Source organism: Mycobacterium sp. (assembly GCF_052145595.1).
Classification (GTDB): Bacteria; Actinomycetota; Actinomycetes; order Mycobacteriales; family Mycobacteriaceae; genus Mycobacterium.
In genome coordinates this window covers 31,418-50,116 of sequence record NZ_JBKQOI010000198.1, presented here as the reverse complement: position 1 = coordinate 50,116, position 18,699 = coordinate 31,418, and the positions used below count along the sequence as shown (strand labels likewise).

17 protein-coding genes and 1 pseudogene are annotated in these 18,699 nt (G+C 66.6%); 10 read left to right on the top strand and 8 right to left on the bottom strand.

Annotated features, from left to right (window positions below; all coding sequences use genetic code 11):
- Positions 1-132 precede the first annotated feature (132 nt).
- From ACLP4W_RS18125 to ACLP4W_RS18115, 3 genes are all read right to left on the bottom strand, one after another.
- Entirely contained in the window at positions 133-1,041 is a 909-nt protein-coding gene (locus ACLP4W_RS18125) for a class I SAM-dependent methyltransferase (protein ID WP_442388225.1), read from the bottom strand.
- 10 nt (positions 1,042-1,051) lie between these two features.
- Complete coding sequence (locus ACLP4W_RS18120; RefSeq protein ID WP_442388223.1) at positions 1,052-2,629, bottom strand: PPE family protein; 1,578 nt, start codon at positions 2,627-2,629, stop codon at positions 1,052-1,054.
- Between the two features lie 107 nt (positions 2,630-2,736).
- A complete protein-coding gene (locus tag ACLP4W_RS18115) occupies positions 2,737-3,657 on the bottom strand; it encodes an oxygenase MpaB family protein (RefSeq protein ID WP_442388221.1) in 921 nt (306 codons plus the stop codon).
- An 82-nt stretch (positions 3,658-3,739) separates the two neighbouring features.
- Here ACLP4W_RS18115 and ACLP4W_RS18110 point away from each other — a divergent pair, with 82 nt between their 5' ends.
- The gene (locus tag ACLP4W_RS18110; RefSeq protein WP_442388286.1) at positions 3,740-4,444 is read left to right on the top strand and encodes a TetR/AcrR family transcriptional regulator; all 705 of its coding nucleotides are present in this window, start codon (positions 3,740-3,742) and stop codon (positions 4,442-4,444) included.
- Here the strand turns inward: ACLP4W_RS18110 and ACLP4W_RS18105 are convergent.
- Positions 4,377-4,925: a hypothetical protein gene (locus ACLP4W_RS18105; RefSeq protein ID WP_442388219.1), complete on the bottom strand. Its 549-nt coding sequence runs from the start codon at positions 4,923-4,925 to the stop codon at positions 4,377-4,379. The genes ACLP4W_RS18110 and ACLP4W_RS18105 overlap by 68 nt on opposite strands.
- Before the next feature lie 36 nt (positions 4,926-4,961).
- Positions 4,962-5,543, bottom strand: coding sequence for a VOC family protein (locus ACLP4W_RS18100; RefSeq protein ID WP_442388217.1), 582 nt, complete (start codon positions 5,541-5,543; stop codon positions 4,962-4,964).
- Between the two features lie 71 nt (positions 5,544-5,614).
- Between ACLP4W_RS18100 and ACLP4W_RS18095 the strand changes: the two are divergent.
- The 4 genes and pseudogenes from ACLP4W_RS18095 to ACLP4W_RS18080 all read left to right on the top strand — a co-directional run.
- Positions 5,615-5,743: pseudogene (locus tag ACLP4W_RS18095) on the top strand (TetR/AcrR family transcriptional regulator); the annotation flags it as partial.
- Entirely contained in the window at positions 5,740-6,870 is a 1,131-nt protein-coding gene (locus ACLP4W_RS18090; RefSeq protein ID WP_442388216.1) for an alpha/beta hydrolase, read from the top strand. The pseudogene ACLP4W_RS18095 and the gene ACLP4W_RS18090, both read left to right, overlap by 4 nt.
- A complete protein-coding gene (locus ACLP4W_RS18085; RefSeq protein ID WP_442388284.1) occupies positions 6,867-7,829 on the top strand; it encodes a 2-hydroxyacid dehydrogenase in 963 nt (320 codons plus the stop codon). The genes ACLP4W_RS18090 and ACLP4W_RS18085 overlap by 4 nt, the downstream gene beginning before the upstream one ends.
- 49 nt (positions 7,830-7,878) lie before the next feature.
- Positions 7,879-10,086: an acyl-CoA dehydrogenase gene (locus ACLP4W_RS18080; RefSeq protein ID WP_442388214.1), complete on the top strand. Its 2,208-nt coding sequence runs from the start codon at positions 7,879-7,881 to the stop codon at positions 10,084-10,086.
- An 82-nt stretch (positions 10,087-10,168) separates the two neighbouring features.
- Here ACLP4W_RS18080 and ACLP4W_RS18075 read toward each other — a convergent pair whose 3' ends face one another.
- Positions 10,169-10,705, bottom strand: coding sequence for a hypothetical protein (locus ACLP4W_RS18075; protein WP_442388212.1), 537 nt, complete (start codon positions 10,703-10,705; stop codon positions 10,169-10,171).
- Positions 10,706-11,292: 587 nt separating this feature from the next.
- Between ACLP4W_RS18075 and ACLP4W_RS18070 the strand changes: the two genes are divergently transcribed.
- A complete protein-coding gene (locus ACLP4W_RS18070) occupies positions 11,293-11,628 on the top strand; it encodes an ATPase (protein ID WP_442388211.1) in 336 nt (111 codons plus the stop codon).
- Position 11,629: 1 nt separating this feature from the next.
- On the opposite strand, the gene fadD2 is transcribed toward ACLP4W_RS18070, so the two are convergent.
- The gene (gene fadD2 / locus ACLP4W_RS18065) at positions 11,630-13,321 is read right to left on the bottom strand and encodes a long-chain-fatty-acid--CoA ligase FadD2 (protein ID WP_442388209.1); all 1,692 of its coding nucleotides are present in this window, start codon (positions 13,319-13,321) and stop codon (positions 11,630-11,632) included.
- A 66-nt stretch (positions 13,322-13,387) separates the two neighbouring features.
- Here fadD2 and ACLP4W_RS18060 point away from each other — a divergent pair, with 66 nt between their 5' ends.
- The gene (locus tag ACLP4W_RS18060) at positions 13,388-14,665 is read left to right on the top strand and encodes a DNA polymerase domain-containing protein (protein WP_442388207.1); all 1,278 of its coding nucleotides are present in this window, start codon (positions 13,388-13,390) and stop codon (positions 14,663-14,665) included.
- Here the strand turns inward: ACLP4W_RS18060 and ACLP4W_RS18055 are convergent.
- Positions 14,662-16,110 (bottom strand): MFS transporter, encoded by a 1,449-nt coding sequence (locus tag ACLP4W_RS18055; RefSeq protein ID WP_442388282.1) that lies wholly within the window; start codon positions 16,108-16,110, stop codon positions 14,662-14,664. The two genes, ACLP4W_RS18060 and ACLP4W_RS18055, sit on opposite strands and share 4 nt — an antisense overlap.
- A 136-nt stretch (positions 16,111-16,246) precedes the next feature.
- Here ACLP4W_RS18055 and ACLP4W_RS18050 point away from each other — a divergent pair, with 136 nt between their 5' ends.
- The 3 genes from ACLP4W_RS18050 to ACLP4W_RS18040 all read left to right on the top strand — a co-directional run bounded on the left by ACLP4W_RS18050 (position 16,247) and on the right by ACLP4W_RS18040 (position 18,695).
- The gene (locus ACLP4W_RS18050; RefSeq protein WP_442388280.1) at positions 16,247-16,831 is read left to right on the top strand and encodes an acyl-CoA-like ligand-binding transcription factor; all 585 of its coding nucleotides are present in this window, start codon (positions 16,247-16,249) and stop codon (positions 16,829-16,831) included.
- A gap of 56 nt (positions 16,832-16,887) precedes the next feature.
- Positions 16,888-17,880, top strand: a complete 993-nt coding sequence (locus ACLP4W_RS18045; protein ID WP_442388206.1) for an ABC transporter substrate-binding protein — start codon at positions 16,888-16,890, stop codon at positions 17,878-17,880.
- Positions 17,881-18,020: 140 nt separating this feature from the next.
- Positions 18,021-18,695, top strand: a complete 675-nt coding sequence (locus tag ACLP4W_RS18040; protein WP_442388204.1) for a 5-oxoprolinase subunit B family protein — start codon at positions 18,021-18,023, stop codon at positions 18,693-18,695.
- The last annotated feature ends 4 nt before the right edge of the window (positions 18,696-18,699 follow it).

Genomic DNA, 18,699 nt, shown 5'->3' with positions numbered 1-18,699 from the left:
CTTACCGATCGGCTGGATTCAACGGCCGCCGAGGCTGTTGGGCGGCGAAACAAGCACGCAGGTAGTAGTCGGCCGACGGCTTAAGAAAGTTCCCCGAAGGAGGGTGTTTGGCGGTGCCGAGCTAGGTGCTGATCAGGCCTTGACCGCGCTGACCAGGGTGTTGCGGGCGATCATCGGCCCGGCTTCGGTTTCCGGTCCGGGCACCGGCCGGCCCACCTGGTGCAGGTAATCGGTCAGCGGGGTGCCGACCGCGGTCCAGCCCCGCCGGCCGAACCATTCGGTGGCCGGCGCGCACTGCTCGTTGTAAACCAACTGGAAGAAGGGACGCTCTTCGGTGCCGTTGGCCATCGCGGCGCGTTCTTCTTCTCGCTTGGCCTCGAATTCGTCCTGCTCAAGGGGGGCGCCATCCTCGATCGCGACATGGCTGCCGTGGCCGGCCAGGCCGTCGACGCCGGTGAACAGTTGCTCCTGGGCGCTGGCCGGAAGATAGATCAGCAGGCCCTCGGCGATCCATGCCGACGGCTTGGCCGCATCGAAACCACTGTCCCGCAAGGCTTGTGGCCAGTCCTCCCGTAGATCGACATCGATCTCGCGACGCTCGGCGCGCGGCTGGGCCCCGTGGCCGGCGAGCACCTCACGCTTGAAGTCCAGCACCTGCGGACGATCCAGCTCGAAGATCGTGGTCGCGGCCGGCCAGTCCAGCCGGTAAGCGCGGGAGTCCAGGCCCGCGGCCAAGATGACCACCTGCCGCACGCCCGCGTCGGCCGCCCGGCGGAAATATTCGTCGAAGTACTTCGTGCGAGCGCCCTGGAAGTTGACGAAATGCACGCCGAAGTCGTCGGACTTCAGCGGGTGGCCGGGTTCCTTGCCGTCGAGGACGTCGGCCGCTGGACCGCCCACGGCGCGGCAGAACAGCTCCGCGTACGGGTCGACGGCCAACGGGTCGGGTTTCTGCGCCTCAAGGGCTCGCGCGGTCGCTACGAACAGCGCCGTTGAACCGACACTTGTTGTGATGTCCCAGGTATCGCCTTCACTTCGCACCCAACCGACATTACGCCGACGGCCCAAGGGCACCCGAGTCCCAGGTGCCCGGCAACATCGGCATCCGGGGGCCGCCCCCGAACTCGCCACCGGCAAGTGTGGTCAAGCCCGCCGCCTCGGCGACCGTTTCCCTGGGTGCCGTGCCGGCAAACCCCAGACTCCCCGCGCCCCGACCTGACGCCGCCGTCGACGCGGGCTCGTCCCAGTCCGGGTCGACGTCGACGTTCATCTCCATGAACTCATCGCCGTGTCCCCGCCGCCGCGCCCGTTGGCGCCGCCGCGCCCGTACCTCCTCCCGCGCGGCCGCGGCGACCGCCGCCGCAGCGGTATCGGGTTCCGGTGCTTTCCTTTTGGCGGCCGAACTCGCGCTGGCGCTCATCCCTGACCCAAACCCGATGCCGGGTGGAGCGAAGATATAGGGGGCCACAAAACCGGCGCCGGCGGCGACCGGCGGCGCCGGCGGCGCGGGGCCGGCCACCGTGCTCGCGGTGGGGCTGGCCCCGGGCGCGGGTGCCGAGGCGGGTACTGCGGCCGACGCGGCGATCGGGGCCGACCCGGCCACCGGCAACATGGCGGGCGTGGCCGCAACGGGCGCCGGCGCCGGTACGACCACCGGCTGGGGCGGTGCGGCCAGCCCGGCCAGCCCCGCGAAGCCGCCCCCGGCACCGAAGGGGGCAACCGCCGCGCCAGCCGCGACCGCCCACACCTCCGGCTGGCTTGCCAGGTACGGAACAATCTCGGCTATGTGAGTCGGCCAGTCGAACAGCTCGAGGCTGACCAGGTATTGAAAAGCCATCACCGGATTTGTCTGGAGGTACACGAAAAACTGTTGAAAATCCTCGAAAAGTTCGAGACTTCGCACCACCCAGAAGATCGGTTGGCCCGGGTCCACATACGAGTCGTAGTCGAGGCCGTTGACCGTGCCCGCCGCGGGGTTCCAGTTCACCCCGAAGTTCTGCAGGATCTGCGAAATGACGTTGTCTATCGGGTTGTCGACCGTCGGGTCGTGGGCAACCGTGTTATTCGAGACCCCGTCGAGGAAGTTCTTCAGGATCGGCGGCACCGCGGGGCTGTCCTGAAGCGACGTAAGCACGTCAATGGCGTCGGCCTGAGCTTGATAGATGGCCATCGTGATGGCGGCCTGAATCCACATCTGCACGTACTGCAGCTCGTTGAGCGCGATCGGGATCGCGTTGATCCCAAAGAAGTTGGTCGCCACCAAGACCCCGTGCACGACGTGATTGGCGGCGAGTTCAGGCAGGGTCGGCATCGCCGCCAATGCGGCGGTGTAGGCCGCGGCCATGGTCTCGTGTTGGGCGGCCTTTTCCGCGCTGTTCGCACTCGCCTGCGTCAGCCACGCCAGATACGGGCCATGCGCGGCGATATACGACTCGGCGCTCGGCCCCTCCCACACGCCGGCCTGCACTCCCCCCAGGGTTGCGCTGAGTTCTTCTGCAGCTGAAGTGTATTCAGCGCTCAACGAGTTCCACGCCCCCGCCGCGGCCAGCAACGATCCGGGTCCCGGGCCGCTGCTCAGCAACGCCGAGTGCACCTCCGGCGGTGACGCCATCCAAATCGGCGCGGCCATTGGCACTCCTCGGGCTGAGAGGGTTTACCGGACCCTTAACAGATCGAGACGAGCCTAATGAAAATGATTGTCGTTATCAAGCCGGGCGCTGAGTCCAGCCGCGGGCGCTAGACCAAGGGCCGTCCCGTCCTGATCCGGCGGTCGACATCCCACAGCAGGACGTTGAACGGGAACCGTCGGAGGAACCGCGGCATCATCCCGTTCACCGTGCGCAACACGGCCATCAGCCGGTCGAAGCGCCGTTGGTGGGTCGCGTCCCACGGCAACCGCATCTCCTCGCGAAATCGTTGCGGCAGAAAGCCGGTGGTGATCAGCAACGCGAAGTCGTCCGAGACGCGCTGCAGTTGTCGCGGCAGCGTTACCCCTCGAATCCGGCCCGCGGCAATGGGATACAGGTAATCGCGGACGGCGTCGTCGATGTGCACCTTGGCCAGCGACTCTTGCCAGTACCGGTCGAAGGCCGCCCGGTCGGCCGGCCACATCTCCGGCGGCACCTGCAACGTGGTGGCCAGCGTCATGCCCTCGCGGTAATGGCGGTCGGCATCCTCGTCGGCAAGTTGACCGATGAAGGTGCGGTAGACGTCGACGCCGCCCTTGTACAGACAAGCCCCGACCCACCGTTGCAAGTCAACGTCAAAGGCGTTGTACTGCACCGGGCTCTCGGCGGTGGAGTACACCTGGGCATGCGCCCGGTTCACCGCCCGCCGGAAGGCGTCCTTCTGGGCATCGCTACCGGCGGTCGCCACGGCGAGGTAGGTGAAGGTGGTGCGGGCCCGTTTTATCGGATGCAGGTCCGCCCGGCCGCTTTCGACACGGCTCTCCAGCACGCCGTAGCCGACACCGGGCCGCGCCAACTGCATGATCACGTTCGCGGGGCCGGCCAGGAGCGCCACGCCCATCAAACCCTCGTCCATACCCGACGCGTGCCTGCGCCGGGCGCGCTGCGTGCGGGGCGGGTCGGCGGTGGCGCGCTCGACATGGCGAATCGGCTCGTATGGCGCCTCGTGAACCGCCTTGTGAATTGCCATAGTATTTCCTCCCGCGCATCCCCCCGCTAATTGTGCGAACGCTTGTTTCCTGATGTTGTCGGTGTCGGGCGTCGGTGTCAAGATGGTGGTTGTGCCCGATGCTTCGAGCGTGCGGCCCTACCGCGGCGTAAAGGCCGCCGAGCGGCTGGCCGCACGCCGCAGCCGGCTACTGGCGGCCGGCCTGGACCTGCTTGGGGCAGAGCAGCCGGATGTCTCCGCGCTGACCGTTCGCGGCATATGCCGCCAAGCCGGCCTGGCCGCCCGATACTTCTACGAGAGCTTCACCGACAAGGACGAATTCGTCGCCGGGGTATTCGATTCGGTGGTCGCCGAGCTGGCCACCACCACCCAGGCTGCCGTGGCGGCGGTGCCGGCACACGAGCAGACGCGCACCGGGATGGCCAACATCGTGCGGAGCATCGCCGGCGACGCCCGCATCGGGCGCCTGCTGTTCAGCACGCAGCTGGCCAACCCGGTGATCGTGCGCAAACGCGCCGACTCCAGCGCGCTGTTCGCCATGCTGTCCGGCCAGCATGTCGGTGACGCACTGCGGGTCCCGGCAAACGAGCGCATCAAGGCGGCGGCACATTTCGTGGTAGGCGGCGTCGGACAAACCATCAGCGCCTGGCTGGCCGGCGACGTCTGCCTCGAGCCGGACCAGCTCGTCGATCAGCTGGCGGCGCTGCTCGACGAGCTCGCCGAGCCGAGCCTGTACCGCCTCAGGGAAACAGCGGCACCTGCCACAGCCGCACCTCGGGGTCCAGCAGCCACAGACGCATCATTGTGAGTCGCATGATGCGTTGCGCGCCGCGGATCATGAAGATCGCCAACGGCACCTCGATCAGCAGCGCCGTGACCATCGACAACCAGATGTCATCGGGTCCGGCCGTCATGATGTCGAACCACGCGTCGCAGATCAGCAGCACCCCGGAGGTGAAGGCCGCAAACAGCAGCACCTGGCGGCGCAGGTACCCGAATATCGCCGTCGCCAGCATGAACGCGACCAACAGAATGTCGAAGCCCACCCACGTGACAGGCCAGTTGTGGGCAACGTAATTCGCCGGCAGCGTCCAGGAGAGATAGCCAAGCCAGGGGACCATTGCGATCGAGCAGCCGACCATCAGACGCAGCCGGATCCGCCGGACCCGAGCGAGGAACAGCGGGTCGATCACGTCGCTCAGGGGTTGCTCCAGCCGGGAGATCAGCTCCCGCCGCTGCTCGGGCGTCAGCGCCGCGATCTGCGCGTCGGTCAAAATGCGGTCGGTCATATTTGACATCCCCCGGCTCGGACGCGGTTCTGCCGATTAGCGTCCGGCGGCCACCGGAGGTCGCCGGTCGGACGCGGTCTTCGGTATCGTCTGGGCGTCACTGGCATCGAATTCTTTTACCCAGCAAGCGAATTCAAGCGTGATGCCGTCGGGGTCCTGAAAGTAGAACGAGCGCACGTACACCCCGGGATGCACCGTCGCGGACACCTGCCTTTCGCTTTCGTCGTGGTTTAGCACCGGACCCACCCGCACACCCTTGTCCTTGAGCCGCTGCCGGTAGGCATCGAACTTCTCCGCCGGCACGTGGAATGCCAGGTGGTTCATGGTGCTCACCGCGCTGGTGATGTCCCCGATGCCGGGGATGGCACCCGGCGACGAGATGCCCGGCACCCGGTCGGGGGCGCCGGCGAACCAGAAGAACGCGACGCAGTCGCCGTTGCCGGCGTCGAAGAAGAAATGCTGCCCCGCACCGTTGGGCAGGTCGAGCGATTTGATCAGCGGCATGCCGAGGATGTTGGTGTAAAAGTCCACGGTGCGAGCCATGTCCGCACACACCAGCGCGACGTGGTTGATGCCGCCGAGCTCGAATTCCGTGTTGGTGTTGTGCGGCTTGATCATCTCGCGGCTCCTATCGGTCCCCGGGAGTGCAGGTCCTGGCCAAGCTCGATATCTGAATCTAACATCAGATTCAGTTCTGCTACATCCAGCTCGCCGGAACGGGTTCGGCCGGAAGTGAACCCGACGACGCGGCGTGCATCCAGACGCTGTCCAACATCTACTATCGAGCCATCTACGCCTGCGGGGGAGAACCGAAGTGACTCACACCGGCGCCGCGGGTGTTGTCCGGGAATTCGTCGGGTTGCCGTCGCCCACCGCTGGGCGCGCCCCGGCCGGCGGCCATCCATGCCAGGGGCTGTACCACCACGGGGTGGGCCGCAAGCCGAAGGTGGCGATGATCGCCACTCACTACCAGATCGACTTCTCCGAGCATTACCTCGCCGACTATATGGCCACCCGCGGCATCGGATTCCTCGGCTGGAACACCAGATTTCGCGGTTTCGAAAGCAGCTTTTTGCTCGATCACGCGCTGGTCGACATCGGTGTCGGGGTTCGCTGGCTGCGCGAGACCCAGGGAGTGGACACCGTTGTGCTGCTAGGCAATTCGGGCGGAGGTTCGTTGATGGCCGCCTATCAATCGCAGGCCGTCGAGCCGAATGTGACCCCCCTGGAAGGCATGCGGCCCGCGGCCGGGCTGACTGAATTGCCCCCCGCCGACGGGTACGTGGCCACCGCCGCTCATCCCGGACGCCCGGATGTGCTGACGGCCTGGATGGACGCCGCCGTCGTCGATGAAAACGACCCGGTGGCAACGAATCCCGACCTCGATCTGTTCAAGGAGCACAACGGCCCGCCGTACCCGTCGGAGTTCGTCGCCCGCTTCCGCGAAGCGCAGACCGCGCGCAACCACGCGATCACGGATTGGGCCGAGGGGGAGCTCAAACGTGTTCGTGCTGCGGGGTTTTCCGATCGGCCGTTCAGCGTGATGCGAACCTGGGCCGATCCCCGCATGGTCGATCCCAGCATCGAGCCCACCACGCGTCAGCCGAACATGTGCTATGCGGGCGTCCCGGCCAAGGCGAACCGCTCCGCGCACGGCATCGCCGCGGCCTGCACGCTGCGCAACTGGTTGGGCATGTGGAGTCTGCGGGTGGCGCAAACCCGCGCCGAGCCCCACCTGGCTCGCATCACCTGCCCGGCCGTGGTGATCAACGCCGAGGCCGACACCGGAGTCTTTCCGTCGGATGCGCAGCGCATCTACGACGCGCTCGCCAGCACCGACAAGGCGCAGTTCTCGATCGATACCGACCACTACTTCACCACCCCGGGCGCGCGCGGGCAGCAGGCCGATACCATCGCCAAGTGGATCGCCAAACGGTGGCGCTGAGAGTTCTCGCCCATTTCGTTCCCGGAAATGGAGTGCTTGATTTCGTTGCACCGGAATCGGATTGGCTTGACATCAGATGGTGCGCCGAAGACGACTCCCCCGAATCGCAAGAGGGCTTTTATCGGGAGCTGCCCGACGCGGAGGTGATCTGGCACGTGCTTCGGCCGCTGTCGGGCGCCGATCTGCGGCGTGGCGCCCGGCTTCGACTGGTGCACAAACTCGGGGCCGGAGTGAACACCATCGATGTCCAGACCGCGACGGAATGCGGGATCGCGGTCGCCAATATGCCGGGCTCCAACGCGCCGTCGGTGGCCGAGGGAACGGTGCTGCTGATGCTGGCCGCGCTGCGCCGGCTCCCGGCGCTGGATCGCGCCGTCCGCCAAGGGCACGGCTGGCCGGCAGATCCAGAACTGGGCGAGACGGTGCGCGATATCGGCGGCTGTACCGTCGGGCTGGTCGGCTACGGCAACATCGCCAAACGCGTGAGCGAAATCGTTGCGGCGATGGGCGCCACCGTCCTGCACACCAGCACCCGCGACGACGGGCGGCCCGGCTGGCGGCGGCTGCCCGAATTGCTGGCGGCCAGCGACATCGTCTCGCTGCACCTGCCGCTGACGGCGCAGACCCATCATCTGCTCGGCCGGGACGCGCTGGACCAGATGAAACCGAATGCGGTGCTGGTCAACACGTCACGTGGTGCCGTGGTCGACCAAGACGCTCTTGTCGACGCGCTGCGAGGTGGGCGGCTGGCCGCGGCGGGGCTGGACGTTTTCGAGGTCGAGCCGGTGGCGCCCGACAACCCGCTGCTCGGCCTGGACAACGTGGTGCTGACGCCGCACGTCACGTGGTACACCGCCGACACCATGCGGCGGTATCTGACCGAGGCCGTTGCCAACTGCCGCCGACTGCGCGACGGCGAGCCGTTGGCCTATGTGGTCAACCAACCGACCGGTTGTTAGCTTGGAAGGCGTTGGCCCAAACGGACCAGAAAGCCATGGAAGGCGACCAATGCCGATCGCAATAACTCCTGAGCATCGAGACCTGGCCGATTCGGTGCGATCATTGGTGGCGCGTGTCGCGCCGTCCGAGGTGCTGCATGCGGCCTTAGAGACCCCGATCGACAACCCCCCGCCGTACTGGCAGGCGGCCGCCGAACAGGGGCTGCAGGGTGTTCATCTGGCCGAGGCCGTCGGCGGGCAAGGCTTCGGCATCCTGGAGCTGGCCATCGTGTTGGCCGAGTTCGGCTACGGGGCGGTGCCCGGTCCGTTCGTGCCGTCGGCGATCGCCGGCGCGCTGATCTCCGCGCATGACCCGGAGGCCAAGGTGCTCGGCGAGCTGGCAACCGGGGCGGCCATTGCCGCCTACGCGCTGGATTCCGGACTGACCGCGACCCGGCACGGGCCCAATGAAGAGACGCTGGTGATCCGCGGCGAAGTCCGCGCGGTTCCCGCGGCGGCGCAGGCCTCTGTGCTGGTGCTGCCGGTGGCGATTGACAGCGGCGACGAGTGGGTCGTGCTGCGCGCCGACCAGCTCGAGATCGAGCCGGTGAAAAGCCTGGACCCGCTGCGGCCAATCGCGCACGTGCGCGCCAACGCGGTCGAGGTTGGCGACGATGCCGCGTTGAGCAATCTGAGCATGGCGACCGCGCACGCACTGATGTCCACGCTGCTGTCCGCCGAGGCCATCGGCGTGGCGCGCTGGGCAACCGATACGGCGTCGCAGTACGCCAAGATCCGCGAGCAGTTCGGCAGGCCGATCGGCCAGTTCCAGGCCATCAAGCACAAGTGCGCCGAGATGATCGCCGACACCGAGCGGGCCACCGCGGCCGTGTGGGACGCCGCCCGCGCGCTCGATGAAGCCGCCCAAAACAATTGGGACATAGTCGCTTCCGGTGTCGAGTTTGCCGCCGCTGTGGCGGCGACGCTCGCGCCGGCGGCCGCCCAACGGTGCGCGCAGGATTGTATTCAGGTGCACGGCGGAATCGGCTTCACCTGGGAACACGACACAAACGTCTACTACCGGCGGGCGCTGATGCTGGCCGCCTGCTTCGGCCGCGGTTCGGAGTACCCGCAAAAAGTGGTGGACACCGCGACCAGTACGGGGATGCGCGCGGTGAACATCGACTTGGATCCCGACACCGAAAAGCTGAGGGCCGAGATCCGGGCCGAGGTCGCCGGGCTCAAGGCGATGGAGCGCGAGCAGCGCAGGGTCGCGATCGCCGAGGCCGGCTGGGTGCTGCCCTACCTGCCCAAGCCGTGGGGCCGGGCTGCCAGCCCGGTGGAGCAGATCATCATCGCCCAGGAGTTCGCCGCGGGGCGGGTCAAGCGGCCGCAGGTCGGCATCGCGGCGTGGATCATTCCGTCGATCGTCGCGTTCGGGACCGAGGAGCAGAAGCAACGCTTCCTGCCGCCGACGTTCCGCGGCGACATGGTCTGGTGTCAGCTGTTCTCCGAGCCGGGCGCGGGATCGGACTTGGCCGGGCTGACCACCAAGGCCACCCGGGCCGACGGCGGCTGGCGCATCACCGGCCAGAAAATCTGGACCACCGCGGCGCAGTTCTCGCACCGGGGCGCGCTACTGGCCAGGACCGACGCGTCGGCACCGAAACACAACGGCATCACCTACTTCCTGCTGGATATGAAGAGCGAAGGCGTCACCGTCAGGCCGCTGCGTGAGCTCACGGGCAACGCGATGTTCAACACCGTCTACATCGACGACGTGTTCGTGCCCGACGAGTGCGTGCTCGGCGAGGTCAACCGGGGGTGGGAGGTCAGCCGCAACACCCTGACGGCGGAGCGGGTTTCTATAGGAAGCACCGACGCGAACTTCCTGGCGACGCTGCCCGAGTTCGTCGAGTTCGTTCGTGACGGGCAGTTCGACCAGGTCGCCCAGCACCGGGCCGGGCAGTTGATCGCCGAAGGCCATGCCGCCAAGGTGCTGAACCTGCGCTCGACGCTGTTGACGCTGGCCGGCGGCGACGCCATGCCGTCGGCGGCGATCTCCAAGCTGTTGTCGATGCGCACCGGCCAGGGTTATGCCGAATTCGCGGTGTCCTCCTTCGGCACCGACGCCGCGATCGGCGACACCAACGAGCCCCCGGGCAAGTGGGGCGAGAACCTGCTGGCCAGCCGGGCCACCACCATCTACGGCGGCACGTCGGAGGTGCAGCTCAACATCATCGCCGAACGGCTGCTGGGCCTGCCCCGCGACCCGTAAACAGATCGATGCCGACCTGAGGGCGGTCCCAAGTCGGCATCGATCAGTTTGTTGTTGCTAGTGCCGTGGCGGTGGCGCTAGCTCACCACCACGAGCTCCACCACGGCCGGAAGCCCAAACCAGGGGGACCCCAACCACCATTGCCCCAACCGGGGTGGCCCCAGCCGCGGCCTACGCCGCCGCCCCAGCCGCCGCCCCAGCCGCCACCGTGGCCGCCCCAGCCGCCGCGGCCCCAGTCGCCGCCGTGGCCACCCCAGCCGCCGCGGCCGCCCCAACCGTTACCGCCCCAACCGCCACCGTGGCCGCCCCAACCGCCACCGTGGCCGCCCCAGCCGCCACCGTGGCCGCCCCAGCCGCCGCCGTGGCCCCCTCCGGGGCCGCCCCAGCCGCCGCCGTGGCCTCCGCCGCCGCCGCCGTGGCCCCCTCCGCCACCAGGCCCTCCCTTAGTGGGGATGCCAGGCGCGCCGTGCGGTCCGGCGATTGCAAAGCTGGTGCCGAGGGTGGGCTGCGGAGCGGCCTGCGCGACGGGGACGCCACCGAACAGCATCGCTCCGGTCAGCATGCCGGCGCCGACCGCACCAAGCGCGGTGTTGCGAACCGAAAGCAGTGAAGTCCACATTTGTGAGCTCCTTCCATAGAACGGATCAAATGGTCAAAGCCAAAAGAGTTCTAATAAGTCATATGAATAGTATGCCAATTGCGAGCACGGCCGCAAGATCAGCTACGCAATATGGTGCACAAAAATGAATGGACTATGTTGTGGTTTTGGCGCTATTTGTATGATTTCTACTTTTCCGCAGTTACTGCCTTCAGTATCTCCACCTCTAGACAAACTAACTTGTAGAAAGGCATCTACTGAAATACGCGGATGCACAAATGCGTATTTATTGAGTTAATGATGGCCATGCGGAACGATCATTATCTGCGGGCGCCAGTTTGCTATTACCGAGGCACAATAGCAAACAGCATATAAGCGCGCGACTTGCCGTACGGTCCATCAGCCATACCGTTTCAAACCGTTTCAGTGGTTCGATCGCGCGGCCCAGCTTTGCACCGGCGGCTCCGTCGGAGTCGCGGCCAGAATCGCAACGGAATCCCGTCGTCCGCGGCGCGGCGCGAGTCCACGCGGTGCTATCAATGAGAAGGTGCTCAACGACGCGCATACTGATAAGCGGATCTACTGATTGCACCCCAGAGAGGGTCGCTTTGATGAGTACCCCTAGCCGCAACGAGCCCGGTGCCCAACGGTTCCTCGCACACCCCGTGACGCCCCCCCAGCCTGGGCAGACGGGCCCCACCCAGCGCATCACCGGTTTCCGGCAGGCGCCCCCTGCGCCAACGCGCGACCGACGAACGCGGCGGACCGTCGATCTACCGCTCGCCACGCACCGCGCTCTCGACATCTGGCAGCGCGAGGCCGCCGACCGCATCGGAGTCGCGCGCGTGACCGGACAAGAGGTCTTTACCGCGCTCATCGATCAACTGCTGATCGACCCCAAACTCTCGGCTGAGATCATGCGCGCCATTCAAGCCCGCAGGTGAGCTAGTCGATCTCCATTTCGCGCAACTCGCGCTTGAGGATCTTGCCGGTCGGGTTGCGCGGCAGCTCTTCGAGGAAGATCACTTCCCGCGGCACCTTGTAGCGGGCCAGGTGGTCGCGCACGTAGTGCTTGACGGTGTCCTCGTCGAGGGTGGCGCCTTCCTTCCTGACCACGAAGGCGCGCAACCGGTGGCCCCACTCCGTGTCCTCGACTCCGACCGCGGTCGCCTCCACCACCTCCGGGTGTCCGCTGATCAGGTCCTCGACTTCGGCGGGGAAGACGTTCTCGCCGCCGGAGACGATCATCTCGTCGTCGCGGCCGCTGACGTACAGCAGGCCGTACTCGTCGAAGTAGCCGACGTCGCCGGAGGACAACAGGCCGTCGATGATCTGCTTGCCACCGCCGCCGGTGTAGCCCTGGAACGGGAAGGTGTTGCCGACGAAGATCCGGCCGACCTCGCCCTGCGGCAACTCCTTGCCGTTGTCGTCGATGATCTTGACCTTCACGCCCTTGACGACCGGACCGACCGTCGCCGCGTTGCGTTCCAGGTCCTTGGGTCCGGCGATGGTGGCGAACGCGATCTCGGTCGAGCCGTACATGTTGTAGATGACCGGACCGAGGTCTTTGAGCGCGCGGGAGGCCAGCTCGGCCCCCAATTGCGATCCGGATACGAACACGATCTTCAGGCTGGACAGATCGGGCTTCTTGTCCATCTTTTCGAGCGCATCGAGAATCCGTGACAGCATCACCGGGACCACCACCATGGCCGTCACCTTGTGCTTCTCGATGTCTTCCAGCACCAGCGGCGGCTTGAACTTCCGCCGCAGCACCAGCGTCGACCCCAGGAACATCGCGATGGTGGCGTGCAGGTAACCCAGCGCGTGGAACATCGGCGCCGGCAGCGACGTCACCTCATTCGCCTTGAACGGGACGTGCGACAGGATGCCGCCGACCGGCGCCAGGGTCGGCGGGGTGCTGCGGTTCGCACCCTTCGGGGTGCCGGTGGTCCCGCTGGTGAGGATGATGATCGACGCGTGCTTGTTCGCCTTCGGGGCGGGCGACTTGCTGCTGCGTGCGATCAGCTCGACCAGTGTCTCGTCGGTGCTGCCCGATGGCTCGTCCGCATCTGGATTGACACCAAGCGCCCGCAGCTTGCCCAGCGGCGGCTCGGCCTTGCTGACGGCCTTGGTGTACTCGTCGTCGTAGATGATCACCTTGGCGCCTTCGCGCTCGGACACCTCTTTGATCTGCGGGCCGGAAAACTCGCTGTTGAGCAAGATGATGCGAGCGCCCACCCGGGCGGCGCCGTAGTTGGCGAGGACAAACCAGCGGTGGTTGCGCGCCAGGATCGCGACACCGTCCCCGGCGCGCACGCCCTTGGCAAGCAGGCCGTTGGCCACCGCGTGGGCGCCCTCGTCGAGCTCGGAGTAGGTGAATTCTCCCTCTTCGTCGATCAGCGCCGCGCGATCGGGGGTGCGCCTGGCGTTGAGCGACGGCAGCATGCCGAACTCGCCCCACTTGTAAATGTCGGCCGCCATCGAGGCGTAGTTCTGCGGCGGCTCCAAGCGGAATGCGCCCGAATCGATGATCCTGCGCACGTAGTGCAGTTCGGCCGAGCCGCGTTCCAGGTATTGCTGAACTTTGGCCATGATGTTGGCCGGGGCCTGACCGGCAAGGTCAATAAGGTTAGGCATAACCTCAACCCTATGTGACGTCCGTCGCAATGCGGCCAAGAAGTTCCCCCGAATTACCATGAACCCATGGCCGGTCCGGTGTCACTCGAGGTGGCCGGGCGCCAGGTCGCGATCACCCATCCGGACAAGGTGGTCTTCGAACGCCAAGCCGGCCTTACAGGGCATACCCGCCATACGGGCGGGCCGTACACCAAGCTCGACCTGGTCCGCTATTACCTGTCCGTCGCCGACGCGGCGCTGCGCGGCGTGGCCAACCGGCCGATGATCCTGAAGCGCTTCGTCAAGGGGATCTCCCAGGAAGCCGTTTTCCAGAAGCGGGCGCCCACCAAACGCCCGGACTGGGTCGACGTCGCCGAACTGCACTATGCGCGGGGCACTTCCGCCGCCGAAGCCGTGATCCATGACGCCGCCGGACTGGCGTGGGTGATCAACCTGGGGTGCGTCGACCTCAACCCGCATCCGGTGCAGGCCGGCGACCTCGACCACCCCGACGAACTGCGAGTCGACCTGGATCCGATGCCCGGGGTCGCGTGGCAGCGGATCGTCGACGTCGCCCTGGTGGCCCGCGAGGTGCTGGAGGACTACGGCCTGGCCGCGTGGCCGAAGACGTCCGGGTCGCGCGGCTTTCACATCTATGCCCGGATCGCGCCGCGCTGGGAGTTCCGTCAGGTGCGCCTGGCCGCCCAGACCGTCGCCCGCGAGGTCGAACGCCGGGTGCCCGACGCCGCGACCAGCCGCTGGTGGAAGGAAGAACGGGAAGGGGTGTTCGTCGACTTCAACCAGAACGCAAAGGACCGCACTGTCGCGTCGGCCTACTCCGTGCGGGCGACACCCGATGCCCGGGTGTCGACGCCGCTGCATTGGGACGAGGTCGCCGACTGCAGACCCGAGGCGTTCACCATCGAGACGGTGCCGGGCCGGTTCGCCGAAATGGGTGACCCGTGGGCGGGAATGGACGACGAGGTTGGCGAGCTTGACCGGCTGCTGATGCTGGCCGAAGAAATGGGACCCCCGGAGCTTGCGCCGAAGGGCGCGCGCGGGACCGGCAAACGCACCGACGGCAGGCGAATCTCGGCCAAGCCGCTCATCGAGATCGCCCGGACCAAGACCAAGGATGAGGCGATGGCCGCGTTGGACACCTGGCGCGACCGCTATCCCGCCGCGGCCGAGTTGCTGCAGCCGCCCGACGTCCTGGTCGACGGCATGCGCGGACCGAGTTCGATCTGGTACCGGATCCGGATCAACCTGCAGCACGTTCCGGCCGACCAACGCCCGCCACAGGAAGACCTGATCGCCGACTACAGCCCTTGGACAAAGTATGAGCCGAAGTACCAGAACGGCTAGACCCCGCGCTGCCCCATCCCGGTTTTCTTGCGCAGGTAGACGTACCAGGTGACGAACAGCAGGGCGACGAAGAACGCCACGTAGAACCGCAGCGCGGGCTCGATGCTGCCCAGGTGAGACTTCGACGAGGCGTAGGCCAGCGGCACGGCGAAACCGCCGAAGGCGCCGACCGACGAGATGACGCCCAGCGCGCCGGCGGCTTGGCGGCGCATGTACACCATGGTGTCCGGGTCGCCGCCGGCCAGCTCGCCTTTGACTTTGAAGATCCGCGGGATCATCCGGTAGGTCGAGCCGTTGCCGATACCGGTGGCGACGAACAAGAACATGAAGCTGGCAAAGAACAGCGGCAGATTTTTGGCGTTGACGGACCAGAGCGCCGCCGCCGCGCCGGCCGCCAGCATGACGAAGCTCATGGCGGTGACTCGGGCCCCGCCGATCCGGTCGGCGAGCCTGCCGCCCAGCGGGCGGACGACCGATCCGATGCCCGCTCCCAAAAAGGCCCAGGCCAAAGCGATATCACCGCGCCCGAACACAGTCTTGAGCAGGGTCGGGAACGCCGCCGAGTAGCCGATGAAGGAGCCGAACGTACCGATGTACAGCAGCGACATGATCCACGTGTCGGGATGCCGCAGCGACTGCCACACCGGCTTCACTTGGGCTTTCAGGGCCTTCCTTTTCAGGCAGGCCTCGGTGAGGTTGTTCATGAACAGGAATGCGCACACCGCCGCCACGACGGCCAACGGCACGTAGAACAGCCCGGCGCGCGACAGTGCTATCCCAGCCGCCCCGCCCCCAGCGATCACGATGGGCGGAATGATCTTCTGCACCACGGCCACACCGATGTTGCCCCCGGCCGCGTTCAGGCCCAGCGCCCAGCCTTTGTCCTTCTCCGGGTAAAAGAACGAGATGTTGGCCATCGACGAGGCGAAGTTGCCACCGCCGAAGCCGGCGGTCGCGGCGACCGCGACCAGCACCGCGAACGGGATGTGGGGGTGGCCCACCACCCAGGCCAGCAACAGGCAGGGGATCACTAGCAGTGACGCCGAGAAGGTCGTCCAGTTGCGGCCGCCGAAAATCGGCACCGCAAAGGTATAGGGCAGCCGCAGAAAAGCGCCGACCCCGCTGGGGACGGCGACCAAACACAAAGCCTGGCTTGCGGTCAGCGCCCAGCCGGACGCGGCGGGGTGGCTGGAATGTCCAGGCGGACCCGCGGACGTCATTTGAACGACCACGATGCTCCACAACATCCACACGCTGAACCCGACGTGCTCGGCGAAGATCGAGAAAATCAGGTTGCGACGGGCGATGGCCTTGCCCGTCGCCGCCCAGAACGCGGGGTCTTCCGGCCGCCAGTCGTCGATCCAATGGCGTCTGGGGCGCCCGCGGTGAGGCTCGCGCGGCGGCGCAGGCGCTAAGAGTCCAGTGCTGGAATCCGGAGTGGTCATGGTCACGGCCCCGACGTTAAGGACGGACTGTTACCGGTCGAGGTGTGCGCAGTTACGTCGGAGATACGTGGAGATCGCAACGGCGGTCGGGCTGCTGTCAGAACTTTTTCCCCCGCGCATCTGGGAGAATTGGCCCATGCAGGCGACCGAGGCGCCCCTGGGGCTGCGGGAACGTAAAAAGATCAAGACCCGCCAGGCCATCAGGCGCGAGGCGTTCCGGCTGTTCGACGCGAACGGCTACGCCGCCACCACCGTCGAGCAGATCGCTGACGCGGCCGAAGTGTCGCCCAGCACCTTCTTCCGGTACTTCCCGTCCAAGGAGTCGCTCCTGCTCGCCGACGACCTGGACCCGCTGGTATTGGAGGCTTTCAAGGCGCAGCCGCCCGACCTGTCGCCGAGCCAGGCCATCCGACGGGCCTACCAGGCGACCATGGCGGGCCTGTCACCGGAACAGTTGGAGTTCGAAAACACCCGGCAGCGGCTGATCTTCTCGATACCCGAACTCAAGGCCGCGATGTACGACGAGTATTACCGCACCGTCACCGTCATGGCCGAGGCACTCGGCCACCGAATCGGCCGTCCCGCAGAAGATTTCGAGGTCCGCGTGTTTGTCGGCGCGATGGTCGGCGCCATGATGGCGGCCTACGACAGCGCGCCGAAGACCGCCGACACGATCTATCGAGCCCTGGATTTTCTGGACGCCGGCATGCCGCTGAGCTGACCGGCTCAACCGCGCGGCGGTGCGGGTGCGAGCGAAGAACACGATAATCTCACGCGATGAGCGGATGGAATCGGCGGGGATTCTTGCAGCTCGCAGGGGCTGCGGGGATGGTCGCGGTCACCGGGGCGTCGGGGGCCTGCTCGTCACACAAACCGGCGTCCGGCGGCCCCGCCGGATCGGTGACGGTCAACCATCTGTTCGGCCAGACCGTCATCAAGGAGCCACCCAAGCGCGTGGTCAGTGCCGGCTACACCGAGCAAGACGACCTGCTCGCGGTCGGCGTGGTGCCCATCGCGGTGACCAACTGGTTCGGTGACCAGCCGTTCGCCGTGTGGCCGTGGGCCCAGCCCAAGCTCGGCGCGGCCCAACCGGTGGTGTTGAACCTGGACAACGGGATTCCGGTCGACCAGATCGCCGGGCTCAAACCCGACCTGATCGTGGCCATCAACGCCGGCGTGGACGCCGATACCTATCAGAAGCTGTCCGCAATCGCCCCGACCGTCGCGCAGGCCGACGGCGACGCGTTCTTCGAGCCGTGGAAGGACCAGGCCACCGCCGTCGGCCAGGCGGTGTTCCAGGCCGACCAGATGAAGTCACTGATCGACGCCGTGGATCAGAAGTTCGCGGCCGTCTCTCAAAAGAATCCGCAATGGAAGGGCAAGAAGGCCTTGCTGATGCAGGGCACCCTCTGGCAGGGCACCGTGGTGGCAACCCTGGCGGGCTGGCGAACCGACTTCCTCAACGAAATGGGTCTGGTCATCGCCGATAGCATCAAACCCTTCGGCAGCGACCACCGCGCCGTCATCCCACGCGATCAGATCAAAGCGGTGCTCAATTCCGCCGACGTGGTGATCTGGACGACCGAGAACCCCGACGACCAAAAGGCGCTACTGGCCGACCCCGACGTGGCGGCTTCGCAAGCGACCGCCCAAAACCGCCACATCTTCACCACCAAGGACCAGGCCGGCGCGATCGCCTTCTCCTCGCCGCTGAGCTACCCGTTGGTCGCCGATCAGCTGCCCCCACAGATCGGCAAGATCCTGGGTTGAATCCCCGCCGGACGGACGGTGCCTGTTTGGAGGCCTGTTTGGAGGCCTGTTTGAGCATTCGCTAAGGCACCTCTGGCAGTGCTCGAAAATCCTCGTCGGTTCCCTCGCCTGGGCCCCGACTCCGGGGTTACCGTCGAGTAATGAGCGTGACGGGGGTTTCAGTCGACATTTCCAAGGACGTGCCAACCGACCTGGTCGGCAATATCGTCCTGGACTACGGCGACCAAGCGCTGATGCTGCAATGTGGCAGCACCGCTGAGGTATTGGCAAGGGTGGATGCGTTGCGTGCGGCGGCATTGCCCGGTGTGGTCGACATCGTCCCCGCCGCTCGCACCGTGCTGGTGAAACTCGACAACCCCCGCCGCCAAGGGGTCACCCGTCAGCGGCTGCGCAAGATGCGCGTCACCGCCGATGCGGCCGCTCCGGCGCATGGCAGCGCCGACGTGGTGATCGACGTCGTCTACGACGGCCCAGACCTCGCCGCGGTTGCCAGCCACACCGGCCTGACCACGGCGCAGGTGATCAGCGCCCACACCTCCACCCTGTGGAGGGTGGGATTCAGCGGGTTCGCACCGGGTTTCGCGTACCTGGTCGACGGCGACGCACGGCTGCGAGTTCCGCGCCGCTCCGAGCCGCGGACTTCGGTCCCGGCCGGCTCGGTCGCCCTCGCCGGCGAATTCAGCGCGGTGTATCCACGGCAATCGCCCGGCGGCTGGCAGCTCATCGGCCGCACCGACGCGTTCCTGTGGGACCTCGAGCGGCCCGCCCCGGCGTTGCTGACGCAGGGCATGTGGGTTCAGTTCCGGGCCGTGTGACGGG